Here is a 24,484-nt window from a genome sequence, read left to right as displayed (position 1 = left end):
GGCGGCTCGAGCTCGCCGACGACGCGGACGCTCAGTCCACCACCTTCGCCTCGCCCTGGAGCCGCACTCCCCCGGTTTGCTGCATGAGGCTGAAGAGCGCCAAGGCCAGCGAGTACTCGTTGAAGATTCCCTTGGCCATGTCCCCCGTGCGGCTCACTTCGATGGCGTTCCCCGAGCCCTGGGTCACCGACGTGGTCGAGGTCAGGTCCACGCCTCGGTAGCTGAGCCCCAGGCCCGCGAACCGGCCCTCCTCCTTGAGCAGCGAGGTGAGCGCCAGCCCCGAGCGCTCCTCGAGCGGCTGCATGAACTTGAGAGCGACGTGGCGATGCAGCGCCGAGTCCCAGGCGCGGAAGACCTGCCCCATGCCTCCCTGTCCAGCCGCTCCGTTTCTCCTCGGAACTTCGCCCCTGCTAGGAGGGTCGAAGCTGGATATAGCCGGGCACTTGCGGACGCCTGTCCGGCGGGAGGGAGCACGTGATGCGAAGACGCGCGTGGATGGGAGTGGGGGCCGCCGTGCTGGCGGCGGGCCTCGGCCTGGCGTGGAGGTGGGGCCAGCCGCCCGCCACCGCCCCAGCGCCCGCGGTCCACCGCCCTGCCACGGAAACGGAGGTGGAGCGCCTGAGGGCGCACGTGCGCATGCTGTCGGAGACGTTCCACCCGAGGGACTCGCGGCACCCGGAGAACCTGGAGCGCGCGGCGGACTACATCGCCGGCCACCTGGCGCAGGCGGGAGGGCACGTGGAGTCGCAGCACTTCCGGGTGGACGGCCGGGACTACCGCAACGTCATCGCGCGCTTCGGGCCGGAGGACGGTGAGCGCATCGTGGTCGGCGCGCACTACGACTCGGCGCGAGGCACGCCCGGGGCGGACGACAACGCCAGCGGGGTGGCGGGGCTGCTGGACCTGGCGGCGCGGCTGGGCCGCCAGCCGCCGCTCCTGCGGGTGGACCTGGTGGCCTACACGCTGGAGGAGCCGCCGCACTTCCGCACGGGGAACATGGGCAGCGCGGTGCATGCGCGCTCGTTGAAGGAGGCAGGGGTGCGGGTGCGCGCCATGGTGGCGCTGGAGATGCTGGGCCACTTCACGGACGTGCCGGGCAGCCAGGAGTATCCACTGGCGGCGCTGAAGCTGAAGTACCCGGACACGGGCCACTTCATCGGCGTGGTGGGCACGCCGGGGGACGGCGGGCTTACGGACACCGTGGCGGAGGCGATGCGGGGGGCGAGCCCCTTGCCGGTGGAGTCGCTGAGCGCGCCCCGGGCGCTGGAGGGGGTGGACTTCTCGGACCACGGCAGCTTCTGGGCGCAGGGCTACCGGGCCGTCATGGTGACGGACACGGCGTTCTTCCGGAACCCGCGCTACCACGAGGCGGGGGACACGTGGGACACGCTTGACTACGCGCGCATGGCCCAGGCTGTCCAAGGGGTGTATGCCGCTGTGAGGACGTTGGCCGGAAGCCCCTCCCCTGCGCGGTGAAGTCGAACGTCCTGCTGAGCAACTCGGCGTCAGTCCACTCGCGGTGCCTGGGCGTGGCCCGGTTCCGCAGACCGCGGCGGCTCCCTGGATGAGGACCGCCCGGGCGCTGGGGGTGGCCCGGGCGGGAGCTCATCACCAGTCGTAGCCGTGGTAGCTCTTCAGCGAGATGACCTTGCCGCTGTTCGGGTAGTACAGGACGCCATACTCGGCGTACCTGTGGCAGTTGTGGCAGGGGATCTCCTCCCAGGCGAACCACGCCTGGATGGGGCCACCGCCCGCGAACGTGTCGAGGGCGGCCAGCAGCGGGTCGCTGCTCGAGCCGAAGAAGTAGTTGTCCACCACCATGCCGGCGCGGTCGGTGGCCACGCCCCAATCGAACGGCAGCACGGTCTGCGTCGTCTCGTGGAGGTGGTCCACCACCGTCTGGATGGTCACCGGGGTGGCCGGGCACTCCGGGGTGCTGTACGCGTCGATGCCGACCAGCCCGTACCACGTCGTGGCCGAGGCGTCGGAGGCGGGCGCCTGGAGCGCGTGCGCCGGGGGCGGGAAGCCAATTTCGGTGAGCGACAGCGGCTGGCCGGGGAGCACCTCGCAGGCGCTCGCGTACGTGCAGCGCTGCACCTGGCGGTAGGTACCGCACGAGCTGAAGTCCAGCGTGCCCGCGGGCTTCGAGTGGTAGCAGTTGTAGACGGCCGGCTGGCAGGCGGGGGACGGCCACGTGTTGTACGGGTCGTCGTTGGTGCTGATGGCCAGCCCGGTGACGCGCACCACGAGGCGCGCCGTCTCGTCCACCACGGCGCCGGTGTTCAGCGCGGCGGTGAAGGTGAGGGGAATGGTGTGCGGGTCCACGGCCAGGTGCACGGCCGGGTAGCGCCAGTCCAGGGTGAAGGTGTCCGCGTCCACGCGGGAGACCGTCGGCACGCCGTCCGGCGCGGTGACGGTGAGCGACGTGGCCGCCGAGTCCACCCGGCCGCGGTACATCAGGGCCTCGGTGCCGGCCGTGTTGCGCACGTAGACCGGGTCGACGTTCTCGAAGACGGAGATGGAGTTCGGCCCGCGGAAGTCGAAGAAGCGGGGCGCGAGGATGATCTGCGCGTAGTACCGCGTCGGCGAGCCCGTGAAGGTGTCGATGGAGACCAGCAGCGGCAGGCCGGAGAGCATCGTGTTCAGCTCGTGGCCCTCCTCCAGTACGACCTCGAAGCGCCGCTCGCTGATGACGCTCGCCGTGCCGAAGGCGTCATCCGGCACGAAGCTGAAGACATCACTGATGTAGCGGTTGGTGGTGCCACGAATCACGAGCACGCGGCGGTTGTTGCGCGTCTCGAAGGTGCCCAGCGTCTCGAAGCTGAGTTCGTGCGTGCCGGTGGGCTCGTACGCGTAGATGCGGGTGGCCGTCGCCGCGGCGGTGGAGACGCCCGTCTCCTCGACAGGGACGACGGGCGACTCGTCGGGAGACGTGCTGCCACAGGCAGTGACTCCGAGAGACAGAGCACAGGCGAGTACGAAATTGCGGAACTTCATGTGTTTCCTCCAAGTGAAGAATTCCGGGGGATAGCACATGTGCCTGACGCAAGCGTGACGCGGCATGTCTCAGCTGTGTGACGACACCGGTGTGGCACGTCGGCGGAGGATGGTGGGCTTGTAGCGAGGAGCTTGTTCTGCCCCATCACGCGAACAGATCCACCTGGCGCGGCATCGCTCCTTCCAACTGCAGCAGGAACTGCTTGGTCGGCAAGCCGCCGCCGAAACCGGTGAGGCTGCCGTTTGCGCCGATCACGCGATGACAAGGCAGCACGATGGGAATCGGATTGCGCCCATTCGCCGCGCCCACTGCGCGTGTCGCCGTGGGTCTGTCCACGCGCAGCGCGAGTTCGGCGTAACTGATCGTGCCGCCAAATGGAATGTTGGCGAGTTCCCACCACACCTGGCGCTGGAACTGCGTCCCCTGCGGCGCCAGAGGCAGTTCGAAGCTGCGGCGTTTGCCCGCGAAGTATTCGCCCAGTTGCTTCTGAGTGTCCCGCAGTACCGCGTGGTCGCCTTCGTGCCAATCCTCGCTACGACGCATCGGGTGGCGCGGTGCATGGAACTCGATCAGCCGCAGGCCCTCGTCATTGCCGGCAATCAGCAACGCCCCGACCGGGCTTTCGATGTGGCGATAGAACACGTTGCTTTGCATTACGCGGTCACCTTCGCCTTCTTGACGGGTGCGCTCTTGGGCGGCGTGCGCTTGAACCGCGGGGGCTTGACCGTGGTGTTCGTGGAGGACGCGTTCGCGATGGAGGTGGCCTTCGCGGGCCCCATCGAATCCTTCCACAGATGAATCACACCATAGGCGCGCCAGGGACGCCAGGCTTCCGCCCGCGCGGTCAGCGCCTTCGCGGTCATGCGCGAACCATCATTGGGTACCGCGCGCTGCAGCACCAGGTCGTCGGCGGGGAATGCATCGGGATGGCCCAATGCGCGCAGCGCGATGTAATGCGCGGTCCACGGGCCGATGCCGGGCAACGCGACCCATCGCGCCGTGAAATCGTCCAGCGTGCGCTCCGGCTTGAAGTCGACGTGGCCATCCAGAAGTGCGCGCGCCATGGTCCGTACGGTCTGCGCACGCGCGCGTGTCAGGCCGATCGCACCCAGGTCGGCGTCGGCCAGCGCATCGGGTGTGGGGAAGATGTGGTCGAGTCCAGGCGCGAGGGGGGCGGGCAGTGGCTGACCGAAGTGATGCGAAAGTCGCGTCGCCAGCGTGCGTGCGCCGGCGACGCTGATCTGTTGGCCGATGATCGCGCGCACCGCGATCTCGAAGCCGTCCCAGCCGCTGGGAACGCGCAGTCCCGCGCGCTGCTTCAGCAACGGACGCAGCCGCGCATCGGCGCCGAGCGCTTCGATGATGGCCCGCGGATCCGCGTCGAGATCGAACATGCGTCGCAGCCGATGGACGATCTCCAGCATCTGCGAAGGGCGCGCGCCGTGCAGTTCGAGCTTCAGCGCATTGTCGTCCGCCAGGCGATGCGATGCGGGCCATTGCGAAACACGCAGCCAGCCCGGCGCATCGAGCGAGCCGAAAACTCGCGAGTAACTCGTGGCATCCACCACCTCGACACCGGGCAGCGCGCGCCCGCGCAGGAAATCGAGCATCGCGACGAAGTCGTAGGGTGGGCGGTAACCCAGGCGCAGCGTCACGGTCTCACCGGGAACTTCGACTCGTTGCTTGCGCAGGTCGCGCGGAGCCATTCGATAGGCTTCGAGGAAGGCGGCGTTGAAGCGGCGCAGGCTGCCGAAACCGGCCGCAAGCGCGACTTCGGTGATCGGCATCGCCGTTTCCGTCAGCAGCTGTTTGGCGAACAACAAGCGTCGCGTGCCATGCACCCCCGTTGGCGACACGCCGAGGCGTTCGACGAACAGCCGACGCAGCTGGCGTTCGCCGATGTCGACGCGTTCGGCGAGCGCCGACAGTGGCTGTTCGTCGAGAACGCCTTGCTCGATCAGTTTCAAAGCGCGCGCCAGCAGCGCATCGCCACGACGCCATGCGCCGTCGCCGGGTGACAGTTCCGGGCGACATCGCAGGCAAGGCCGGTACCCGCCGGCTTCCGCGGCGGCTGCGCTGGCGTAATACGTGAAGCGCTTGGCCATCGGCGCCGGACAGACGGGGCGGCAATAGATCTTGGTGCTGGTGACCGCGGTAAAAAAGAGCCCGTCGAAACGCGGGTCGCGGGTGATGCGCGCCTGCTCACAGGTGTGCGCGTCAGGGATCGCGGTGGCGTTGGCAAGCGTCGACATGAGTGCAGGCTAGCACCGCGTCGGGAGGCGGACTCGCCGGATTCGGACATCGTCATGAATGTCCGTTTCGTTCAGCAACTTCGTTCAGCCGACGCCGCTCAACCGGCCACTTCAACGCGTGCATAAGAGGGAAGGGGGCCCTGTTGAGAGGGAGGGAGCATGCCCCTCGCCAGCCTGGGCCTGTTCGCCTTCACCGAGGCCAACGCCCGCGAGGGGATGGCGGGCGTCGGTGCTCGATTCACGTTCGGCTTGCAGAGGAGGGAATGAGGGGCCCCAGCAGCGCTCGACTGCGCAGCCCTTCGGGTCGCTCCCGAACACCGGGGCGTCCGTCGGACGTGCGGGCGGCTGCGGCGAAGCTCTACCCCGGCGGAACGCGCGTCTGGGCCGTCTTCGCGGGCACGTAGCACCCGCCCTCGTGGACGTAGCCGACAGAGCCGCAGTCCCTGAGCCACAACTCCACCTTCTCCCAGCACCCGCCGTTAATGCCCAGGGACCCTCCGGTGCACGGGGGCGTGGCCTGGCCCGGGAGTGGCTTCGCTGGGATTCCGAATCCGAGGAGTCCGCCCGGCTCAAGTCCGCGGTCGTCGTTCTGCCAGTCCTCCCTCCACTGGCGGATGGCAGGCACCGCCATCACGAGTCCGGCGACGCCGAGCAGGGCCGCGAGGGCAATCATGAACTTCTTCAAGGGCACCTCCGCACGAGGGAGGCGACCATAGCCCCGCTTGCCGTCGAGCGCCCCTCTCTCATGCCGGGGCAATGGCTGGCGAGGGCGGTGCGGCGGGCCGTTAGACTTCCTGGCCCGTCCTTTACGGGCACGTGACATCCACCGGCGGGTGGCGTCCAATGATGAGGGATGACGCCTGAGCGTGACGCGCTTCTGCCGCTGGTTCCCTCGTCGGTGGCCACGCCGGAGGGGAGCCCCGATTCGGCACGTACCAGGGGGATTTGGCCGAGGTGGACCTGCCCAGTCTGCAGGGGAGGTGGGCCGTCTCCAGGATGTACCCGCTGGCTGATGTGCGCTTCGAATATCGCGACATGGAGTTGATGCGGCCGTGGAAGGTGACGACAATGGATGGCTCGGTGGACCTGCGTTTCCAGCCTGTCTACGTCCATGCCGAGAATCGCGAGGAGGCGCTCGTCCGCAGCAAGTTCGAGCAGCCCATGGGGCTCTTCGAGGGCACGGTGACCGTGGGTGGAAAGGCGCTCCAGCTCTCCAATGTGCCTGGCGTCACCAAGAGTCAGTCCACGCGCGGCCCCCACCGGTCCACCCTGTAGGCCATGAGCGCGCTGGCGCCCCAGGCCATGGCGAGGAAGGATGGGACGCCCACAGAGGACTGGGTGTGGCTACCGCGCAGCACATTCTGAGAGTCGGGCATTGTGCAATGAATGGCGTGGGCAAACGACTGCCCCCGCTCACGAGGGGGACGTCATGAGCTGGATTCCAACTGGGCGGAGTTTGCTGTCTCGCATGGCATCCGCCGTGGTGCCGGTGGTTCGCTACGTGCGCCAGAACACACGAGGCTGGCCGGCGAAGCTCGCCGTGCTCACGGCGCTCAAGGGGCTGCGCCGCATCCATGGTCCGCGGGACTTCGTGGTGCGCACCTCCTGGGGCTTTCGGTTTGCGGGGAACACCGCGGATCTGGTGCATGGCGCTGTCTATGCCGTGGGCGTATGGGAGCCGAGCCTGACGGCGTGGCTGCAGTCACGGTTGGTCGCGGGAGATGTCTTCGTGGATGTCGGCGCGAACGCGGGCTACTTCACGCTGTTGGGGGCCGCGTGCGTCGGTGCCACGGGCGGGGTGGTGGCCATCGAGGCCTCGCCGCGAAACTTCGAGTTGTTGCAAAGGAACTTGTCCCTGAACCCCGCCGCCAACGTCCGCGCTGTGAACATGGCCCTGGCGGATGAGGACTGCACGGTGAAGATCTACCCTCCCGATGCGGGCAATTCCGGCACGGCGATGACGTGGAGGGATGAGCGCAGAGGACGCGCACCCGAGAGCGAAGTGCCCGGGCGCCGGCTGGTGGACCTGCTCACGCGCGAAGAGGCTGCCAGGGCCCGCGTCATCAAGGTGGATGTCGAGGGGGCCGAGGGGTGTCTGGAGAGTGGGCTGGACGAACTGCTGGAGCGCTGTCATCCCGAAGTGGCGTTCGTGGTGGAGTTCGACCCCAAGCTCTTCCACCTGCAGGGACGGGATCCCGCGCGCTTCCTGGCGCGGTTCATGAACGCCGGGTTCGCGCTGTACACGCTCGACAACCACTCGGTGGAACCTTACTGGGAGGGCCCTCGCGACATGGCACCGGCCGAACCCGGGCAGGTCCTGGCCGAAGGTATCGTCGACCTCATCTTCGTGAGGGACTCGGTCGCCGGTGCTTCGCGGGCTCCGCGACGCGTGGGGTGAACCGTCGCCGTTGGGACGCGGCTTCGCGTCGCCCCAAGGCCGGTGTCGGAGGTCCTGGCCCAGGGAGCGGTCGAGTCCACGAATGCGTCCCGGGGGATGCTGGGTTGGCCCTGGAGAGAGGGCCAACCCACCCGTTGAATCAGTTGCGGACGGCGATGTAGCTGAGCGTTTCTCCATTCCAGCTGCCTTCGCCGTTCTGAAACCGGTACTTGAATGCGCCGAACGCCTGCCACTGGTAGGTGCCCGAGGCCTGAACGGTGCTATCGAACAGCAGAAGGGCATTATCGCCCTCGCTGCCCACTTCCTCGAAGCCCACGCTCGTGGGGAGCACGAGCACCGACCAGTCGCTCACGGCGGTGTTTCCCTGCGTGGCGAAGGTCTGGCCGTGCGTGGCGGAGCCAGTGAAGCTCGCGTCGCGCGAGACCAGCAGGTAGCTCACCTGGCCTGCGCCTACGAACGACAGGCCCTGGTTGGAATGGCGGAACTTGTAGGGGGCTTGGAGCTGCCAGGTGAAGTTGTCGACGATGGTGTAGGACGTCGAGAACCGCAGCAGGGAATTGTCGAACTCGGAGCCGGGCTCTTCGAAGCCGGCCGACGCGGGACTGACGATGATGTTCCAGTCAGCCACCGACGTGCCTGATGGCACGGCAAGGTTCTCACCATGCGTGAGCGTACCGGCGGCGCTCAACGCCTTGCGGACCAGCAGATAGTCGACGGCGCCGGAATACCAGGTGCCACTCCCACTGCTGTTACGATACTTGAAACGGGCCCAGACCGACCACTCAACGTTGTTGAGAGGAGAAGCCGATACCTCGAAGCGCAGGAGGGCATTGTCGCCCTCGGAGCCGATCTCCGTGAAACCCATGTTCCTGGGAACGACCAGGATGTTCCAATCGCTGACGCTCGTCCCCGGTGGGGCAGTGATGCTTTGTCCATGATACGTCGTGCCCGCGACGGCATTTGCGGCCATCGCAACCGAGGGGACGATGAGGGAGAGGACAGCGAGAAGAATGAGATGCACTCGGATGGTGAGCATGGTGAGGTCGCTGAGTGTGAGGTTGGGCTCGGTCTATGGTTGACTGGCCGTGAGGGCCAGCAACACAAGGTGTACCATCGAACAAGTCGATTGCTTGTAGCGCGGTGCTTCAATCTGGGGAGAGCGGTCGCCTTTCAGTCGCTCAAGATGCAAAACGTAAGGCGGTTTGGGGACTACCATTGTGCACCTTGTGCGACAGGGCCACGCGGTGTTCTCGTGCCCGCGGATGCCCTCTATGGCTGGCTGGATCTGAAGACTCGGTATGGCCAGTCATCAAAGGCCGGCGCCTTGGATGCATCGTGTGTCAAACCGTGGAATACGAAACCGGGATACGAGCGCGTTGATGCCGGTCCGCGGTGTGACGGCCTCAACCCGCTCGTAGCCTCCTCATGGCTCCGCCGCACGCCGGGCCTGCTCCAGCCCGGTCTGGCATTCGGCGGGTGCCTCCTGCAATCTCAAGCAGCGGTGGAACGCCGCTTCCGCTTCACTGACTCGCCGCTGCTCCATCAACACCGAGCCCAGCGCCTGCCACGCGAGAGGATTCTCGGGCGCGAGCTGAGCCGCCTTGGCGAGGTTCTGGCGCGCGCCTTCCAGGTTCTGCTCCTGGTAGTCCAACATCCCGAGGGTGCGGTGGAAGTTGGCGTTGTCAGGGGCGGTGTCCCGCACCGTGGTGAGCTCCTTCCGGGCCTCCTCCCGCCGGCCGAGCTTCATGAGCGCGAGCCCCAGTCCATGCCGCGCGTCGAGCAGGTCTGGCTTCAAGCTCAGTGCCTGGCTGAAGCGCTTCCGCGCTGACTCGGGGTCCCCTTCCTTGAAGTAGGTGAACCCCAGGTTCGAATGCGCCTGTGGGTGGTCTGGGTTGAGCTTGATCGCCAGGCGGAGGTGCCGCTTCGCCGTCGCGGTGTCATTCCGCATCAACGCGATGACGCCCCTGTTGGCGCGCAGCTCGGGGTTCTGGGGACTGAACTCCAGGCCCATGTCGCAGTGAGCCTCCGCCTTGTCCAGGTTCCCCCTGGCCAGTTCCTCCACACACAGGTCGAGGTGGTTGCCCAGGAGCCCGCATTCGATGACCGGCGGGTCATGCGCGCAGGCAGCGAAGAGCAGCGTCGCAGTGGAGGAGAGGGCGAGAGCGGGCCTTCGAAAGCGCATGGAGGGTGAATCCTAGTCCGCGCGGGTGTCGAGCCTGCCGATGGCCATGACTCACCGCCGCCGCTCTGCTCGCGGGGGGATGACTGCTGTCAGGGCCCTGATGACCGTGGACATCAGGGCCCGCCCCTGGCCTGCCGAGTCCCTCCCTCCAACCTGTTGAAATCAGGGAGGCGCGTTGCCCACGTCGTGCGACTTGAGCGTGGCATGTCGGGTGCAATCAGGCAGGACACCGCCGCACTGAACCACTCACCGCACTGCTTGAGGAGCCTCCCATGCGTACTCGCCGCCTTGGTTCGTCCCCCTCCCGTTCCTCGACCTTCCCTTCCTCCTCGACGTCCAAGCCCAAGCCGCCCGCGCGCGCCAACACGCTCCCCGCCTCGGCGCCCTCTTCGCAGACCCTGAAGCCCTCGCAGACGAAGCCCGCCGCGAGCACGCCGACCGCTCCGGAGTCCAAGCCGGTGAAGCACCCGGGCATGCCCGAGGGAGGGCCGTCCTACAGCCCCTGGGAGAAGACCACGGGCCAGGCCTCGGACATCATGGTGAGCGGTGGTGACAACAAGCTCACGCCGCCCCCGGGCGCAACGCAGAACATGCTCGTCGACAGGCCGGGCCGGCCCTTCGAGAAGGACACCTACGGCGGTGGCAAGCTGAGCGGCAACGTGGGCTCGATGCAGGCCTCCACGTCGAACTACAGCGGCAACGGCGTGCGCTACCAGTCGGCCCAGGCCGAGGTGAATGGGCCTGGCGCCGCCTACGAGCTGCAGAAGACGCACGCGGGCCGGTATGGCGTGACGAGCGGCCAGCTCACCGCCGATGCCACCAGCTTCAAGGGCCAGGCCCAGGCCGGGTATTCGCTGGACAGGAACTCGCACGCGTACACGGGGGCGCTGACGGCGAAGGCGGAGACGGGCGTGGGCGTGGGCGCGAGCGCGAGCCACGACTTCAACCGGCACGTGGGTGGGTACGTGAAGGGCGACGCCAGGGCCTCCGCCAACGCCTATGCCGAGGGCGTGGCCAGCCTGGACCCGAGGACGGCCACTGCGATGCTCTCGGGCCAGATGGGTGCGTCCGCCACGGCGGGTGCGTACGGCACGGCGGGCGGGCACCTGGGCCGGCTGCATGGCTCCGTCACGGGCGGCGTGGTGGCGGGAGCGGCGGCCCAGGCGGGCGGCAAGGTGGGGCTGGAGAACGGCTTCTTCAAGACGGCCGCGGACGTCAATGCCGCCGCGGGTGTGGGAACCCACCTGAAGTCCGACGTGGCGGTGGACCTGCGTCACCACATCAAGCCGGGCATCGCGTCGGGCCTGCGTCCCGCCCTGGGCACCGCCACGAGCGTGGCCTCGCCCGCGAGCACGATTCAGCCCGAGAAGTCGCGCCTCGAGAACCTCTTCGCCAGGGCCTTCCACACGGCCTGATGCCCCTCGGGGGCGGCGGCTTCGATTGCCGCCGCCTCCACGAAAACGTCCCCTCCATCAGCCCGCCGTGAAAGCGGGTGAACGCGGCCAACGCGAAGCTCGTGCAGCGGGTGTCCGCACCGCTCGCCACGCGCGACCTCCTCGACTTCGCCCGCATCGCGAAGAAGCTCATCGCCGCCCTCGACAGGCCCGACGACGAAGAAGGCACTTCGACGAGCACTTGAAGAGGACGCACCGTGCCCCACCCTGATGCGTGGGACACGGTGCGTTCAAAAGTGACTCAACGCTGGAAGCGCCCCGTGAACGCGGGGGCGGTGGCGCTCCACGGCGCGTCGAAGCGGGGACTGCTCACAGCCCCTCCGGTCCGCACGTCGGAGGTCACCTGGAGGAAGTAGTGGCCCCCGGGGTAGAGGAGCTCCGGCGGAAGACGGAGCTGCGTCTCGGTCGTGCGGAAGAATGCTCGCTGGATGCGGCCCGTCTGATTCGTGCTCGTCGCGTAGAGCCCATACAAGCGCACGGTGTACGAGGTGGGCGTGCCCAGGACCGGTGCACTCCAGGTCACCAGGGGCGTCTCGCCCACGCCCTGGAGCCCATCCTCCGTGGCGGCCAGGCCATTGATGCGAAGGTCGCGCGGCGGGCCCACCGTGGGGCTGAGCCGCAGGGGCTCGCCTTCCTGGAACGGCGCATGCGTATAGACGGTGAACCGGACCGACGCCGGCACGGTGTTGCCACCCCCCTCCCGGGGCACCGAGTAGGTCATGGAGCCCGCCGCGATGTTTGCGGCGAACCGGGTCCACGATGCCGGGAAGGGGTCCGCGAACTCCAGCTCCTGGGTGACAAGCGGCTGGCCTGGAACGAGGTTGGTGCCGAAAGCCAGGTCGAACCAACTGGCGTAGCTGCCGAAGCGCATGAAGCCCGGCAGCGCTCCGACAGTCAGGTCCTGGTTGTTGCGCATCGTGACGCGGGGATGGGCGGCGAGCGCCAGGGCCTCGAACTCGGAGGCGTTTATCCGCACCGTCCGCGACGAGGTGGCCTGGGGCAAGAGCATCCCCGTCAGGCTGACCGCGCCGCCCCCGGAGACGACGCCTCCCGGGCTCCCGCTGGAGACCTCGAAGCCCCGGCGCACCTCCCGGAGCACGTTCAGTCCCCCGGCGACTGGAGCGCGCGACACCAACTGGCCGACGTGCACCGTGTCCCCGCGCGCCAGGTCGATACGACCGACCCGGTTGCCGCAGTATTCGAGGGACGTGTTGTACCCGGTGCCGCCGGAGAGGACCGTCGAGCCCACCACGGGTCCCAGGGCCGGTGAGGCACAATCCCGCAGGCTGAGGTAGGTGAGGCCCGCTCCGAACGTGCTGATCTGGAGCTCGTCCCCGGAGGCCCATGGGTTGAGCCCGCTCAGGTTCAAGTTGAAGCGCGTGCCCTCGGGCTCCGGCTCCAGGTCGGCGCGGCCCGCGAGCGCCTGGCTGAAGTCCGGCGTACGGCTGTGCGTCCAGTAGTAGGCCGTGCCGATTTGCAGCAGGTAGGGCGTGTTCTCCACACCCTGGATGACGAAGGTTCCATCCCGCAGTCCGAGGCCGTAGTGCGACGTATAGGTCCCCTCCGCCGTGGGCACCCAGGCGACGATGAAGTTCGTGCTCAGGTCGGTGGGACGCGTGACGGTGGAGCCGTCCTCCTGGAAATAGAACGTGGAGCTGTGACCGAGGACCGTCGTCTCGTCGCAAGGAGGGGTGTTGGACCCTGGCCGGACGGTGAACGTCACCTCCGTGGCGGCGCCGCTCGCGTCGGTGATGATGGCGGTCACCTCGGCGGGGGCGTCGAAGCAGGCCGGGGCGGTCCAGTCCGCGGAGGCCGAACCCCCGCTTCCGCGAGTCGCCACGAGGGTGCCTTGCGAGGCCACCCAGGAGACGCTCAGCGCCGTTCCTTCCGGGTCATGCGCGGTGAGTTCGAACGTCACGAGCTGGCCGAGGCCCGCACGCTGGAAGGACTGGGAGACGCCGTCCACGACGGGGACCCGCTGTATGTCCACCTGGGGGCCGGGGCCCACCTGGAGGGTGAGGGTGCCGTCGTGAATGCCGCCAGAGAGGTCCGAGGCGAAGACGCTGAAGCCGCACCGGCCCTCGACAGGGGCGGCGCTCAGGGTGAACGTCGGGGTGGGGGCGTTGACGAAGTCGAAGGTGCCCTCACACGTGGAGGTCCAGTAGAAGTACAGGGTGTCTCCATCCGGGTCGGAGGCCGAGGCCGCCAACTGCGTCGGCCGGTCCACGGCGAGCACGGAGGGCGCCCCCATCATCGCGCTCACCTCTGGCCAGGTGTTGAGGCGCATCGTCACCGCGGCGCGGCCTGTCGGGCCCACGTTCCGCACGGTGAGGTCGACGGTGACGGTGGCCGTGGCGTTCTTGGAGTCCCGCACCTCGAGCTGGATGCGCTGCACGCCCTCGGTGGCGGGTGCGGTCCACGTGGTGGACGCGGCGGACGGGGGGCTGAACGTGCCCCCGGGCGCGCTCCACGTATAGGTCAGCGTGTCACCCGGGTTGTTGTCGTGCGCGACCGCCGAGAGGGTGAGGGATGCCCCCGGCTCCACTTCATTGGAGGACACCGCGAGCGAGTCGATGATGGGGGCCTCGTTCTCGAAGGGCGGGTGGGGATTGGCCTGCTGCAACACCATGAAGACCGCGGCCACTCGGCCGGCATGGATGGCCATGGGACTCACATGGCCCGCGTAGAGGAGGGTGGACGCCGCGTCGTACGCGTTCGCCGTGAAGAAGCGGTCAGCCCCCGCGGGGATGTCGTGGAGCGTACCGTTCCACGTGTTCCCATCGCGGACGAGGTCCATCCCCAAGGCGGTGGGGATGCCCGGGCCATGGACCTCCACTCGGATGCGCGCCACGTCGTCGGCCGACAGTGCCTGGCCGAGCATGACCTTGACGTCGGCACTCGCCGCCGGAGGCAAGGCCCTCTCGTCTCCACCGCAGGCCGCGAACACTCCCAGGGCAAGCACTGTCGTCACCAGGGACGCGGCACGCCCGACACAAAGAAACACAGACATTGAATCCCCCTCTTGGTTGAGCGGGGCTATAGATCAGGAGGTGGCTCTCCTGCAAACCTGTCGTTCGCGGCGGGGAGGCACCTCGGATGGGACTGCGTGGGGTATTCTCTGCCCCCACCTGCCGGGTTGCTGGCTTCTTGAAGAGGCCTGGCTGTATGTGGCACCGGCGGTCAAGAACGATGTGGGGGCTCCTGGATCCCAGGAGGGGAGCGGCTCACTGTTTCATCCTTCGAGTCGAGCGTGCGTTGGCTTGTCTGGCCGAGTCCCGCCCAGGCCAGTAAGCCCGTTAAGTCTCGTTGTTTGAACAAGGCGGCTTAATCAGGTTATGTTCTCGGGGTCGGTCATCTCGCCGGCACACACCCCAAGGACAATCACCCGTGAAGATGAAGACCCTGATTATCAGTCTGGCGTTCGGAGGCCTGTTGGCGGCGTGCGGTGGCGCGCCGGAGGAAGTGGCCGACACCGAGGTTCCTGTGGGCGAGGCGGAGCAGGGTGTTTGCGAGGGTTATGATCGCGGCGCGCGGCACTGCACGTTCAAGTGCACGGCCAACGACTGGCGTCACTGGTATGGCTACAACGACGTCGCGTGGGGCCAGTGCGAGAACGTGGCGCGGCGTGACTGCGGCAGGGAGCCCTACAGCGTCTGCTGGAGCATTCCCTGAGTCGGGCCCCACCCCTCTTCACCCCAGGAATCCCTCCCATGAAGAACCTGATGAATCCCCTGATGATGGCGTTGGTGTCCATGGCGTGCCTCTCCGCGTGCGGCGGAGCTCCCGAGGAGATGGCCGAGGAAGCCGCTCTGCCGGACCCCTCGACGGCCGTGTTGTCGAGAGACCGTGTTCCGGGTGAAGTCAGCGCGTCCTGGACCGCGAACTGTGCTGGCTGGGCGGACGGCGGGCGCACGTGTTCGTGGCGCTGCCGCAGCTCCAGCGAGTGGATGTGGGCCACGCAGAGCGTGGCGTATGGGCAGTGCAATGCCTACGCGAACAACTTCTGCGGGCGTGATGCCTACGCCACCTGCTGGAGCAGCAACCCGCATCCGTAGTCGCGATTGACGTCCGCGATGTCTCGGAGGCCCCGGGCTCCCTTTCGAGTCTGGGGCCTTCTTCATTTCGGGGGGTGTGCGGAGTCGCCGACCTTGTGTGTCATCTCGTGGTGCGTGTCTTTGGGGTGGTGGTTGGCTTTGCTGGACATCTGGGCCCACTCGCGTGGAGCGAAGCGCTGGCGCCTGTTCAGACTCCCAGCCGGGCGGAGATGCAGGACTGCAGGGAGTGGCGAACCTCCTCGAGCGTGGTGCCGCTGACCACGAGGCGCCCCGCGAAACCCGAGTCGCGCAGCTTGTCGGCGGCGAGCGCCTCCCTGCGGGGACTCGCGACGGTCTCGACCCCCGGCGGAGTCGCGGCGAAGCGCTGCACCTCCACCGTCACACCCTTCGCGCGCAAGGTCTCCCCGGCACGAAGCTCGTCCTCGGAGGCGCACGTCACCTGCCCCACGTAGGCGCCAGGTCCTTCGCGGAAGGGTGGGAGCGTGGGGACTCTCTCTCCCAGGTGCGTCTCGAAGACGAGCTCCGCCCACTTCATTCCGGTGGCTCTATCGACCAGCCCCGAGAGTCCCCCTCCGGAGAGGCGGAAGCCCATCTCGACGAAGAAGGCGCCTCCCTGATTGCGGAGGAGGTCCACATGGAAGGGGCCCTCGCGGTAGCCCGTGGCATCCAGACACGCCTGGGCCAGTGCGCGCAGGGCGGGCTCCGCGCGGTCTCCATGCGTGGCGATGTGGCCCGCCTCGCGAAAGCCACGCAGCTCGGGTGTGCCTGGCGCTGGCTCGCGCGTGACGAGCTTCTCGCAGGTGGTGAGGAGCAGCGCCCGCCCCTCATGCGCGAGCCCCTGGATGGAGTGCTCGCGTCCCTCGATGAACTCCTCGAGCAACACCCGCTCGAAGCGCCCGCCGTCGTAGTTGGACAGCTCTCCCAGCGCCGCCAGGGCCTGGTCGCGTTGCCGCGCATCCTCGACGAGGAAGACGCCCAGGCCGCCACTCCCGTTCGAGGGCTTCACCACCAGGGGAAAGCCCACCCGGGTGAGCATGGCCGACGCGCCCGGTGAGCCCAGCTCGAAGCTGACGTGGCGCGGCTGGAGCACGCGGGGACATGCGTGGGCCAGGGCCTCGCGCTGTCCCCACTTGTCGAGGGGATTGAAGGCCCCATGAGGCCACCGCTGGCGAGGCCCGTGCTCCATGACGGGCGCGAGCGCGAAGGCGCATTCCACGTACCGTTCGAAGCCCGCGAGCAGCAGCGTCACGGGGACACCGAGCGACTCGAGGAAGTGCTGGACCTCCGCGGGCTGCGAGGGGTGCTCCACCGGAAGTTCCAGGTCGAAGGGGCGGCGACCCAGGTGTTGCCGCCAGCTCAGATAGGCGGGCGTCTCCACGAGGATGGTCTGCAGTCCGCGCCTGCGAGCCGCGTCGAGATAGGGCTCCAGTCCATCGCGGGTGGCGCCGAGCTGGACGAAGGCGCCCGAGGAAGTCGTCGTCATCAAGGCCATGCGAAGTGCCTCATCGCCCCGAGAGGGTTGCCAGCACCGCCGGCCCAATCGAAGCCGGGCTCGCCCTGATGGCATCCGGGCGCGGTTCACTCGCGAGGTCGGCCTTCAGCAGATCCTTCTTTCCCTCCCGGGGTCATCCCAGCGCCGAGCGTCCGTGGGCCGAGCGTCCGCCCCTGGACGATGCCCATGCCGCGCCGTTGCGAGAGCGTGACCTGGAGGGCCCTGCTCTCGTCGAAGAGGGCAGGTGCATGTGTCGTCCACAGCACCTCCTCGTGGAGCGCGCCCCGCGCGTCAGCGCGTCAGTCCCAGACGAACAGCCACTTGAGGCCCTTGCCCAGGCCATAGAACACCCAGCCCACGGGCCCGGGCCGCACCGGTCGCTGGAAGTCCAGGTACACGGTGGACAGCGCGATGCTGCCCTCCAGCCCCTCCAGGCGCGACTTGAGGGTCTCGTATTCGAGCGTGATTCGCTCCAGCTCCTTCTCCACCTTGAGCGTGTCCTCGACGGTGACAGCACGCTGGAGCAGCTCCAGGTAGCGCTCGCGAATCCGCGTCACGTTGTCCAGGCGCACCTTGAGGTCACGGTGCGTGTCCGTCACGTCGTCGGCCGAGACGCTCTTGTTCGCCACCGTGCCCAGGGCGGGCACCGCGGCCAGGAAACCCTCGAATCGCTCGGCGGGGATGCGCACCACGACGGCCTGGGTCATCGCCTGCTGGGCATAGCCCCCATGGGACTTCGCCAACGCGATGGCTTGCGCGGGCCCTTGCTCCGGCTCGTCGCGCTCCAACTGCACCGTGGCGCGGTGGATGATGGACCGGTTCTGCTCGGCCGCTCCCGGGGCGCCGCCCGTCGCCAGGCCGTCCATGACGTCCCCGCGCTCGTGGACACGAGAAGTGGAGCACGCGACGAGTGCGAAGAGGGGGACGAGGAGGAGCGGGCGCACGGAGTTCCTTGGAGAGAGAGGACAGTCGCGGACTTCCTCCAGGACACACCTGCGATTATTCGCGTTCCATCCTCACGCGTCAGCGCCCCCTCCTGGAGGGCACTGACGGCGGGAACCACGACTTCAGGAAACGCGGGAGGCGGGGGCGGGGAGCGGCTGCACGCCGTCACCCTCGTAATAGATGCTCGCGCACCCCTTCTCGTAGACGACGAGCACTCGATCACTCTGGCCCAGCAGGTCGGAGGCTTTCTCCGTGGCCTTGCGGACCAGGGTGTCGAACTTCACCGAGCCCTGCTTGCTGCTGCTGGCCCGGACTGTCACGACTGGCATGCGGTGTCCCGCTCCTTGGTGCCCCACGGTGGGCGGCTCCAGGCAAGGCCCGGCTCCGTATCCATCCGCAGGTAACGAACGCGTCATAGCCAACCCAACACTTCGTTGACAAGCGCTCCGCTCCGTGGCGGGAAGAAGGTTCCTATGGACCGCAAGCTCTTCGTTTTGCTGGTTTTTACGCTGGGTCTGGTTTCCACCGCCCAAGCCCAGTCACGTCCGCGCCGCGTGCACACCTCGCCCACACCCGCCTGGTTGCCCCGAGGTGTCCTCGTGGGCGCCTCTCTGCGCGAGGAGCTCCTCACCACGCGCCTGAAGGTGCAGTGGGAGTGGGCCTTCTTCCAGGACCGCAAGGACGCCTTCGTCTTCCTGCTCGAGGGTGGGGTGGGGTGGGGCGCGTCGATGCCGACCCCGGAAGCAGGCAAGCCGGAGACGCTGCTGGGCTCGTACTACGAGCACACCGCGCAGGTGGGGGTCGGCTACCGCAACCACCTGCCCCACGGCCTTCACTGGGGCTTCCAGGTGACGGGCGGACCCGTCTTCTACGGCGCCCACTTCGACGGCGGCGCCCCCGCGGACAAGAACACCGTGGGCATCATCGAGGGCCGCCTCCAGGCGGGCTACCAGTTCGACACGTTCGCGCTGGGACTCGCCGTGGGCTACGGGGAACCCTTCGGCCTGAAGAGGCGCTACCTGGGCCGGAGCTTCGTGGGTGGCCCGCTGCTCGGGTTGTTCGTGGATTGGCGGTGAAGTCCGCGTAGACTGGGTTTCGCGGGAATCTCCCCCCTCCCGCGCCCCCTGTATGCCCGAGCTGCTGAGCGCCCATGTTTCGCGGTACCTGCGCAACCGGGGCGACCTCGAGCGGCACCTGCCGCCCGGGCTGCTCGTCTTTTCGCCTCCGGCGGTGGTGGAGAGCCTGGCGGACCAGGAGGAGTACCGGTTGAAGACGGTGACCAACGCGGGGCCGCCGACGCTGGGGGCCCACGAGCCGGTGGTGTTTCCGGTGGTGAAGTGCCGGACGAACGCGTTCGGCCGGGGCGTCACCGTGGGCCGCACGGGGAACAACGACGTGGTGCTGGATGACGGCAGTGTGTCGCGATTCCACGCCTGGGTGGCCCGTGATGAAGCCCAGGCGGGTTTCCTGCTGACCGACGCGGGCTCCAAGAATGGCTCGTGGCTGAGCGGGGTTCGGCTCACCCCTCGCAAGCCCGTCCTTTTGGAGGATGGCGTCCGGTTGCGCTTCGGACAGGTGGAGCTGGCGTTCTACACGGCAAGCGGCTTTGTCAGGATGCTCGCGGTTCGGATGGCTCCCTGAGCCTTGCCACGTCTCAAGCGGCCTGCATAACGTGCGGAGTCGCCTACAGTCACACACGGGAGTGTTCGCGGTGGCCTTGACCACAGAAGCCTTCGGACTGACCGACGTCGGCCGCAAGCGGCAGCACAACGAAGACGCGATGTTGGTGGACGTGCCGCTCGGCCTGTACGTGGTCGCCGACGGCATGGGCGGGCACGCGGCGGGAGAGGTGGCGAGCAATCGGGCCACCGAGGTGGTCAAGCAGCACATCACCGCGAACCGGCATCTGCTGAAGGACCTGGGCAACAACCCCACGGCGGACAGTCGTTCGGCGGCGGCGGCGTTGGTGGAAGTGGCCGTCCAGCGGGCGTGCGCGGACATCTACCGCACGGCGATGACGGACTCGACCAAGCGGGGCATGGGGACGACCTTCGTGTGCCTGGCGGTGGGCGGCAACAAGGCCGTCATCGGCCACGTGGGCGACAGCCGCGTCTATCTGGTGCGGCACGGGCAGTGTCACCGGCTCACCGAGGACCACACGCTCGTCGCCGCCCAGCTCAAGGCGGGCACCATCACCAAGGAGCAGGCGGCGACGTCGCAGTACCGCAACGTGATTACGCGTGCGGTGGGCATCCAGGAATCCGTCCAGGTGGACACGCTCATCGTGGACCTGGTGCCCGGCGACATGTTCGTCCTCTGCTCGGACGGCCTGCACGGCTATGTCGAGGATGAGGAGATGCTGCCGCTGGTGTCGGGGCTTCAGCCGGCGGACCTGCCCAAGCGGCTCATCGACATCGCGAACGAGCGCGGTGGCAAGGACAACATCACCGCGGTGGTGGTGAAGGTGGCGGGCGACAGCGCCGCCATGGCCAACGAGGAGACGAGCGAAGCGCAGTCGCGCATGGAGGCGCTGCGCAAGATTCCGCTCTTCCGTCACCTCACGTACAAGGAGCAGACGGCGGTGTTGTCCATCGCCACCACGCGCACCTATCCCGCGGGGCGGGAGATCGTGGTGGAGGGGCAGCCGGGCGAGGAGCTCTTCGTCGTCATCCGGGGCCGGGTGGCCATCGAGAAGAACGGCGTGGAGATCGCCGAGCTGCGTTCTGGCGGCCACTTCGGAGAGATGGGCCTCATCGACAACGCGCCGCGCTCGGCGACGGTGCGCGCGACGGAGCCCACGCGCACCATGGTCATCTCCCGTCCGGACCTGATGGGGCTGATGAAGCGCGAGTCCATCCTCGCGGTGAAGATGCTCTGGAGCTTCGTGCAGGTGCTGAGTGACCGGCTGCGCGCGACCAACTCGGAGTTGAGCGAGGCCCGACAGGAGCTCGCCGTGGCGCAGGCCATCCAGCCCTTCGCTGAAGAGTGAGGAGACCGACCATGAGCCAGCGCACCCGTCGTGGTTCCGTTGTCTCGTCCGGTCCTCGTCAGACCCGCCATGTAGCTTCCCGCCAAACCATGGTGGGAGGTCGGATGGCGAGGGCGGTGGGGCGGGATGTCATGGTGCGGTTGATCGGCGAGGTCGCGGAGCTCCGGGAGGAGATGCAGACCACGCGGACGCATACGCGAGTCATGGCCTCGAGCATGGGCTTCGTGCTGAAGAGCATGGGGGTGATGCGCGAGGACATGGGCGTGATGCAGGCCAACATGGGCGCGATGCAGGCGAACATCGAATCGCTTCGCGCGAACGTGGACTCCCTGAGCGCGAGCACGGACTCCCTGCGCGCGAACATGGACGTCATGATGACGCACATGGAGACGGTGGCGGGTGAGCTTCGTGGCCTGTCCGGTGGACTCCAGCGGATGGAGACACATGCGGGCCGCATGGCTCGGCTGCTCGGCTCGTTGGCGGATACGACGAACGCGCGCTTCGAGCGGGTGGAGAAGCGACTGGACGCGCTCGAGGACGACACGAAGCAGTGACCAACGCATGACGGTGTTTCCCCGGTGGCAACGCAGGCCACCGGGTGGGAACGCGTCATGGGGGGAGCGTCCGGGAGAGGACGGGGTCCGGAATTTCCGGAGGGAATCACCCGTTCCGGGCCCGGCCGCGGGCTAAGGTCCGAGTGACGTGCGCATGCGCAACTGGATTCTCATAGGGGTGATTTCCGCCCTGGTGGTGGCCGGGGCAGCCTGGCTCTGGTCCCATTCCGAGAGTGGGCCTCGGAGCCCTGCGTCCGCCGCGTCCCTGGATTCCACGCCGAAGTCGCTGCCCGAGTTCTCCGCGGTGGAGGTCTCCTCGGGAGGCCAGGAGGGCCTGGCGCTCACCGGCCGCGTGCTGGATGCGTCGGGCAAGCCCGTGTCGGGGGCGGAGGTGTTCCTCGCGGCCAGCGCCGAGCGGACGCTGGCGGACGTGCGCTGCGACGAGTGCGACCAGGCGCTCCTGTCCTGCCCGGCCCGCGAGTCCGCGTTGCACACGCTCGCCTTCTTCGAGCAGGAGCGAGGCTTTCTCAGTCCACGCGCGACGGTGCGCACGGACGAGCAAGGGCGCTTCCGTTTCGAGCACCTCGTTGGTGTGTCCTTCTCCGTGTGGGCTCGCGCCTCGGGGTTGGGTGTGGCGCTGAGGGACAGGGCGGCCCCGGGAGACCCGGTGGAGCTGTACCTCCCGCCCTTGCGCTCCATTCGAGGCCAGGTGGTGGACGAAGCGGGGCAGCCGCTCAAGGGCGCTCGCGTACACGCCGTCTCCCGTCGCGTGCCGCTGCCCTTCGAGGCGGAGTCCGGCGCGGAAGGGGCCTTCTCGCTGGATGGCCTGGGCGAAGGGCCTTTCTACGTGTTGGCGATGGCGGAAGGCTACCTGCCCGCCGTGGAGGCTCACGTCGAGGCGGGGCCGCAGCCGGTGCGGTTGCAGCTGACTCCCGCGCGCACGCTCGAGGTTCGCGTCATGCGACAGGGCCAGCCCGCGGCCGCGACGGTGCGCCTTCGTGCCGACCATCTGTCGCGTGAGCTGCGCACCGAAGGCGAGGTGGTGCGCTTCACCGGCCTGTATCCGGACGAACTGGTGGTGACGGCGGAGGCCCCGGGTCTGGGCTCGGCCCCGCGCACGCTGACGCTCGACGCGCGCGTGACGCAGGTGACGCTGGAGTTGGAGGAGGCGGGCAAGCTGCTCGTCACGGTGGTCGACGAGGCCGGACAGCCCGTGCCCACTCCGGAGCTGATGCTGCGCACCTCGCGGGGCGAACTCGTCCGGCGTGAGCGCGCGGCCACGGGCGCATTGGTGGAGCTGGGGCCACTGGCCGTGGGCGAGTACCTGCTGGAGGGCAAGGCGGAAGGCTTCCGCGACGTTCAGCTGCCCGCTCGCGTGGGCAAGGGCGAGACGACCCTGGAGCTGGAACTGGAGCGCGCCACGCTCATCACCGGACGGGTGATGGACGAGTATGGACGTCCCGCGCCCCGCGTGTCGGTGCTGGTGCAGCCCACGGGCGAGTCGGTGCTGGCGGATGGGGAAGGGCGCTTCGCGGCGCAGGTGCCCACGCCGGGCCTGTATGAACTGCACGCGCACCATTCGGAGTGGGGCGGTGGTCAGGTGAAGGTGACGGCGCCGGCTTCCGGTGTGGAGCTTCCGCTGGAGCCTCATGCCGCGCTGGAGGTGACGGTGTCATCCGGCGGTCGGCGCGTGGAAGGCGCGGACGTGGTGCTGTGGGTGGATCAGGAGGGCATCTTCCGGAGTGACCGTCCCTCCGGCCCCGATGGCGTCGTGCCCATGCGCGGGCTTCCGGAAGGGTCCTACTCGATGGTGGCCTCGCATCCGGACTACCAGCCCTCCGAGCGGCGGCAGGTGACGGTGGTGGAGGGTCAGACGCTCAAGCTGGAGGCGGAGCTGAAGCCCGGTGCGCCCCTGACGGGCGACGTGGTGGACACGCAAGGCACGCCCGTGGCGGGTGCCTCTCTGTCGGTGGTGCCGCGGGGCGCGGAGCCTGTCATCAGCGACGCGCGGGGCCACTTCGAGTTCCGCTCACTGCGCCCGGACCGGGGCTACCGCCTGGAGGTGAAGCACTCCGGTTATGACCAGACGGAGCGCGCGGAAGGCAAGGCGGGCGGGCCGCCGGTGAAGGTGGTGCTCAAGAAGCGCGATGTCTTCCGGGGGCGCGTCGTTGGCGATGACGGCGCTCCGGTGCGTCGCTTCCGGATGGACGAGCATCAGGTGGACAGCCCGGATGGCCGCTTCGAACTGGCGCTGCCCACCGCGGGCGACCGTGTCATCGTCGCGGTGGATGCCTCCGGTTACGAGCCGCTCATGGTGGACCGCCCGGTGTCACCCGAACTGGGCGACCTGGTGCTGGAGAAGCTGCCGAGCATCAGTGGCCTGGTGAGGGACGCGAGCGGAGGGCCGGTGGCGGACGCGGTGGTTTCCTGCGAGGTGTGCGACGAGTCGGTGCTCTCGGGACCGGACGGCCGCTTCACGCTGGCGAGCCCCCCTTATGTCGCGCGCTACACCGTCTCCGCGCGCAAGGGCCGGCTGAGCGGAACGCAGGCGGTGGAGCGCGGGAATCGCGCCGCGCTGGAGCTGACGCTGAAGCAGGCCACGCGCCTGAGTGGTCGCGTGTTCCGTCCGGGAGGACAGCCGGCGGCGGGCATCGAAGTCGAGGCGGTGAATGGCGACCGAGGCGAGCCGCTCACCATCGTCACCGGTCCTGACGGGGGCTACTCCGTGGACGTGGCGCCGGGCAGCTACCGGTTCATGCTGGGCTCGGGACTCGAGTACTCGGGGGAGCCCGCGCTGGTGGTCCAGGTGGGCGGCGCGGAGATGCACCTGGACCTGGGCCCCTCGCCCGGGAGCGCTTCGCTCACGGTGCAGCTCAAGCCCGAGCGGGGCAAGGCGCTCTGGGTGGTGGCCGGAGAAGTCCCGGTGTCGAGCAACCCGCCCGCACAGGAGTTGATGCGCTCGCGGTGGGCGCACCTCGTCTATCAGCCTCGCACCGAGCAGGTCATCGTGTCGGGCCTGCCTCCCGGCCGCTACACGGTGGTGTGGGGCGCGTTCCATGTGGAGACGCCCGGTGGCCCGGAGGTGCGCGTGGTGGATGTGCCCTCGCGGGGCGAATTGACGCTGGGGCGTTGACGCGTCGGTGGCTTGGGCACTGCTTCGGTTGC

The 24,484-nt window shown here is 68.3% G+C and carries 23 protein-coding genes; 12 read left to right on the top strand and 11 right to left on the bottom strand.

Annotation, left to right across the window (positions count from 1 at the left end):
- Positions 1 to 31: 31 nt before the first annotated feature.
- Positions 32 to 364, bottom strand: coding sequence for a hypothetical protein (locus HUA76_RS27500; protein ID WP_174462504.1), 333 nt, complete (start codon positions 362 to 364; stop codon positions 32 to 34).
- A gap of 113 nt (positions 365 to 477) precedes the next feature.
- Here HUA76_RS27500 and HUA76_RS27495 point away from each other — a divergent pair, with 113 nt between their 5' ends.
- Positions 478 to 1,476 (top strand): M28 family peptidase, encoded by a 999-nt coding sequence (locus HUA76_RS27495; protein WP_174462563.1) that lies wholly within the window; start codon positions 478 to 480, stop codon positions 1,474 to 1,476.
- A gap of 132 nt (positions 1,477 to 1,608) precedes the next feature.
- Here the strand turns inward: HUA76_RS27495 and HUA76_RS27490 are convergent, their stop codons facing one another.
- The 4 genes from HUA76_RS27490 to HUA76_RS27475 form a co-directional block, all read right to left on the bottom strand.
- Positions 1,609 to 2,997, bottom strand: coding sequence for a hypothetical protein (locus HUA76_RS27490; protein ID WP_174462503.1), 1,389 nt, complete (start codon positions 2,995 to 2,997; stop codon positions 1,609 to 1,611).
- A 145-nt stretch (positions 2,998 to 3,142) separates the two neighbouring features.
- Entirely contained in the window at positions 3,143 to 3,652 is a 510-nt protein-coding gene (locus HUA76_RS27485) for a methylated-DNA--[protein]-cysteine S-methyltransferase (RefSeq protein ID WP_174456831.1), read from the bottom strand.
- A complete protein-coding gene (locus HUA76_RS27480; RefSeq protein WP_254614509.1) occupies positions 3,652 to 5,250 on the bottom strand; it encodes a DNA-3-methyladenine glycosylase 2 family protein in 1,599 nt (532 codons plus the stop codon). The genes HUA76_RS27485 and HUA76_RS27480 overlap by 1 nt, the downstream gene beginning before the upstream one ends.
- A gap of 358 nt (positions 5,251 to 5,608) precedes the next feature.
- Positions 5,609 to 5,935, bottom strand: coding sequence for a hypothetical protein (locus HUA76_RS27475; protein WP_174462502.1), 327 nt, complete (start codon positions 5,933 to 5,935; stop codon positions 5,609 to 5,611).
- 311 nt (positions 5,936 to 6,246) lie between these two features.
- On the opposite strand from HUA76_RS27475, the gene HUA76_RS27470 reads away from it, so the two are divergent.
- Both HUA76_RS27470 and HUA76_RS27465 read left to right on the top strand, forming a co-directional pair.
- On the top strand, positions 6,247 to 6,525 hold the full coding sequence (locus HUA76_RS27470) for a DUF2804 family protein (protein WP_174462501.1): 279 nt from the start codon (positions 6,247 to 6,249) through the stop codon (positions 6,523 to 6,525).
- A 193-nt stretch (positions 6,526 to 6,718) separates the two neighbouring features.
- Positions 6,719 to 7,648, top strand: coding sequence for an FkbM family methyltransferase (locus HUA76_RS27465; RefSeq protein WP_174456828.1), 930 nt, complete (start codon positions 6,719 to 6,721; stop codon positions 7,646 to 7,648).
- Between the two features lie 139 nt (positions 7,649 to 7,787).
- Here the strand turns inward: HUA76_RS27465 and HUA76_RS27460 are convergent, their stop codons facing one another.
- Entirely contained in the window at positions 7,788 to 8,684 is an 897-nt protein-coding gene (locus HUA76_RS27460) for a hypothetical protein (RefSeq protein WP_174462500.1), read from the bottom strand.
- Positions 8,685 to 9,071: 387 nt separating this feature from the next.
- Complete coding sequence (locus HUA76_RS27455; protein WP_174462499.1) at positions 9,072 to 9,830, bottom strand: tetratricopeptide repeat protein; 759 nt, start codon at positions 9,828 to 9,830, stop codon at positions 9,072 to 9,074.
- 272 nt (positions 9,831 to 10,102) lie between these two features.
- Between HUA76_RS27455 and HUA76_RS27450 the strand changes: the two genes are divergently transcribed.
- Together HUA76_RS27450 and HUA76_RS27445 are read left to right on the top strand one after the other, a co-directional pair.
- Entirely contained in the window at positions 10,103 to 11,245 is a 1,143-nt protein-coding gene (locus HUA76_RS27450) for a hypothetical protein (protein WP_174462498.1), read from the top strand.
- 77 nt (positions 11,246 to 11,322) lie between these two features.
- Positions 11,323 to 11,469, top strand: a complete 147-nt coding sequence (locus tag HUA76_RS27445) for a hypothetical protein (RefSeq protein WP_174456824.1) — start codon at positions 11,323 to 11,325, stop codon at positions 11,467 to 11,469.
- 56 nt (positions 11,470 to 11,525) lie between these two features.
- Here the strand turns inward: HUA76_RS27445 and HUA76_RS27440 are convergent, their stop codons facing one another.
- Positions 11,526 to 14,294 carry an Ig-like domain-containing protein gene (locus HUA76_RS27440; protein WP_174462497.1) on the bottom strand — a complete coding sequence of 923 codons (2,769 nt, stop codon included), beginning with the start codon at positions 14,292 to 14,294 and terminating at the stop codon, positions 11,526 to 11,528.
- Positions 14,295 to 14,677: 383 nt separating this feature from the next.
- Here HUA76_RS27440 and HUA76_RS27435 point away from each other — a divergent pair, with 383 nt between their 5' ends.
- Both HUA76_RS27435 and HUA76_RS27430 read left to right on the top strand, forming a co-directional pair.
- Complete coding sequence (locus tag HUA76_RS27435; protein ID WP_217440271.1) at positions 14,678 to 14,956, top strand: hypothetical protein; 279 nt, start codon at positions 14,678 to 14,680, stop codon at positions 14,954 to 14,956.
- A 38-nt stretch (positions 14,957 to 14,994) separates the two neighbouring features.
- Positions 14,995 to 15,339, top strand: coding sequence for a hypothetical protein (locus tag HUA76_RS27430; protein WP_174456821.1), 345 nt, complete (start codon positions 14,995 to 14,997; stop codon positions 15,337 to 15,339).
- A gap of 187 nt (positions 15,340 to 15,526) precedes the next feature.
- Here HUA76_RS27430 and HUA76_RS27425 read toward each other — a convergent pair whose 3' ends face one another.
- From HUA76_RS27425 to HUA76_RS27415, 3 genes are all read right to left on the bottom strand, one after another.
- Positions 15,527 to 16,831 carry an acetyl-CoA carboxylase biotin carboxylase subunit family protein gene (locus HUA76_RS27425; protein WP_174462495.1) on the bottom strand — a complete coding sequence of 435 codons (1,305 nt, stop codon included), beginning with the start codon at positions 16,829 to 16,831 and terminating at the stop codon, positions 15,527 to 15,529.
- A 299-nt stretch (positions 16,832 to 17,130) separates the two neighbouring features.
- Positions 17,131 to 17,775 (bottom strand): DUF4349 domain-containing protein, encoded by a 645-nt coding sequence (locus HUA76_RS27420; RefSeq protein WP_174456819.1) that lies wholly within the window; start codon positions 17,773 to 17,775, stop codon positions 17,131 to 17,133.
- 123 nt (positions 17,776 to 17,898) lie between these two features.
- Positions 17,899 to 18,105 (bottom strand): hypothetical protein, encoded by a 207-nt coding sequence (locus HUA76_RS27415; protein ID WP_141649336.1) that lies wholly within the window; start codon positions 18,103 to 18,105, stop codon positions 17,899 to 17,901.
- Positions 18,106 to 18,249: 144 nt separating this feature from the next.
- On the opposite strand from HUA76_RS27415, the gene HUA76_RS27410 reads away from it, so the two are divergent.
- From HUA76_RS27410 to HUA76_RS27390, 5 genes are all read left to right on the top strand, one after another.
- Entirely contained in the window at positions 18,250 to 18,852 is a 603-nt protein-coding gene (locus tag HUA76_RS27410; protein ID WP_174456818.1) for a hypothetical protein, read from the top strand.
- A 52-nt stretch (positions 18,853 to 18,904) separates the two neighbouring features.
- On the top strand, positions 18,905 to 19,417 hold the full coding sequence (locus HUA76_RS27405; RefSeq protein WP_174456817.1) for an FHA domain-containing protein: 513 nt from the start codon (positions 18,905 to 18,907) through the stop codon (positions 19,415 to 19,417).
- 61 nt (positions 19,418 to 19,478) lie between these two features.
- Positions 19,479 to 20,765, top strand: a complete 1,287-nt coding sequence (locus HUA76_RS27400; RefSeq protein ID WP_141649049.1) for a Stp1/IreP family PP2C-type Ser/Thr phosphatase — start codon at positions 19,479 to 19,481, stop codon at positions 20,763 to 20,765.
- Positions 20,766 to 20,896: 131 nt separating this feature from the next.
- The gene (locus HUA76_RS27395) at positions 20,897 to 21,319 is read left to right on the top strand and encodes a hypothetical protein (protein WP_254614508.1); all 423 of its coding nucleotides are present in this window, start codon (positions 20,897 to 20,899) and stop codon (positions 21,317 to 21,319) included.
- A 154-nt stretch (positions 21,320 to 21,473) separates the two neighbouring features.
- Positions 21,474 to 24,452: a carboxypeptidase regulatory-like domain-containing protein gene (locus HUA76_RS27390; protein ID WP_174462494.1), complete on the top strand. Its 2,979-nt coding sequence runs from the start codon at positions 21,474 to 21,476 to the stop codon at positions 24,450 to 24,452.
- Positions 24,453 to 24,484: the final 32 nt, after the last annotated feature.

The organism is Myxococcus sp. CA056 (assembly GCF_013336715.1).
GTDB classification, from domain to species: Bacteria; Myxococcota; Myxococcia; order Myxococcales; family Myxococcaceae; genus Myxococcus; species Myxococcus llanfairpwllgwyngyllgogerychwyrndrobwllllantysiliogogogochensis.
The sequence above is the reverse complement of the archived record's forward strand: the minus strand, read 5'-3'. Positions and strand labels throughout refer to the sequence as shown.

Bases quoted from the DNA above. Each gene is read 5' to 3' on its own strand.
- HUA76_RS27500 (WP_174462504.1), bottom strand. From the start codon at position 364: ATGGGGCAGGTCTTCCGCGCCTGGGACTCGGCGCTGCATCGCCACGTC.
- HUA76_RS27495 (WP_174462563.1), top strand. From the start codon at position 478: ATGCGAAGACGCGCGTGGATGGGAGTGGGGGCCGCCGTGCTGGCGGCG.
- HUA76_RS27490 (WP_174462503.1), bottom strand. From the start codon at position 2,997: ATGAAGTTCCGCAATTTCGTACTCGCCTGTGCTCTGTCTCTCGGAGTC.
- HUA76_RS27485 (WP_174456831.1), bottom strand. From the start codon at position 3,652: ATGCAAAGCAACGTGTTCTATCGCCACATCGAAAGCCCGGTCGGGGCG.
- HUA76_RS27480 (WP_254614509.1), bottom strand. From the start codon at position 5,250: ATGTCGACGCTTGCCAACGCCACCGCGATCCCTGACGCGCACACCTGT.
- HUA76_RS27470 (WP_174462501.1), top strand. From the start codon at position 6,247: ATGTACCCGCTGGCTGATGTGCGCTTCGAATATCGCGACATGGAGTTG.
- HUA76_RS27465 (WP_174456828.1), top strand. From the start codon at position 6,719: ATGGCATCCGCCGTGGTGCCGGTGGTTCGCTACGTGCGCCAGAACACA.
- HUA76_RS27460 (WP_174462500.1), bottom strand. From the start codon at position 8,684: ATGCTCACCATCCGAGTGCATCTCATTCTTCTCGCTGTCCTCTCCCTC.
- HUA76_RS27455 (WP_174462499.1), bottom strand. From the start codon at position 9,830: ATGCGCTTTCGAAGGCCCGCTCTCGCCCTCTCCTCCACTGCGACGCTG.
- HUA76_RS27450 (WP_174462498.1), top strand. From the start codon at position 10,103: ATGCGTACTCGCCGCCTTGGTTCGTCCCCCTCCCGTTCCTCGACCTTC.
- HUA76_RS27440 (WP_174462497.1), bottom strand. From the start codon at position 14,294: ATGTCTGTGTTTCTTTGTGTCGGGCGTGCCGCGTCCCTGGTGACGACA.
- HUA76_RS27435 (WP_217440271.1), top strand. From the start codon at position 14,678: ATGAAGACCCTGATTATCAGTCTGGCGTTCGGAGGCCTGTTGGCGGCG.
- HUA76_RS27430 (WP_174456821.1), top strand. From the start codon at position 14,995: ATGAAGAACCTGATGAATCCCCTGATGATGGCGTTGGTGTCCATGGCG.
- HUA76_RS27425 (WP_174462495.1), bottom strand. From the start codon at position 16,831: ATGGCCTTGATGACGACGACTTCCTCGGGCGCCTTCGTCCAGCTCGGC.
- HUA76_RS27415 (WP_141649336.1), bottom strand. From the start codon at position 18,105: ATGCCAGTCGTGACAGTCCGGGCCAGCAGCAGCAAGCAGGGCTCGGTG.
- HUA76_RS27410 (WP_174456818.1), top strand. From the start codon at position 18,250: ATGGACCGCAAGCTCTTCGTTTTGCTGGTTTTTACGCTGGGTCTGGTT.
- HUA76_RS27405 (WP_174456817.1), top strand. From the start codon at position 18,905: ATGCCCGAGCTGCTGAGCGCCCATGTTTCGCGGTACCTGCGCAACCGG.
- HUA76_RS27395 (WP_254614508.1), top strand. From the start codon at position 20,897: ATGGTGCGGTTGATCGGCGAGGTCGCGGAGCTCCGGGAGGAGATGCAG.
- HUA76_RS27390 (WP_174462494.1), top strand. From the start codon at position 21,474: ATGCGCAACTGGATTCTCATAGGGGTGATTTCCGCCCTGGTGGTGGCC.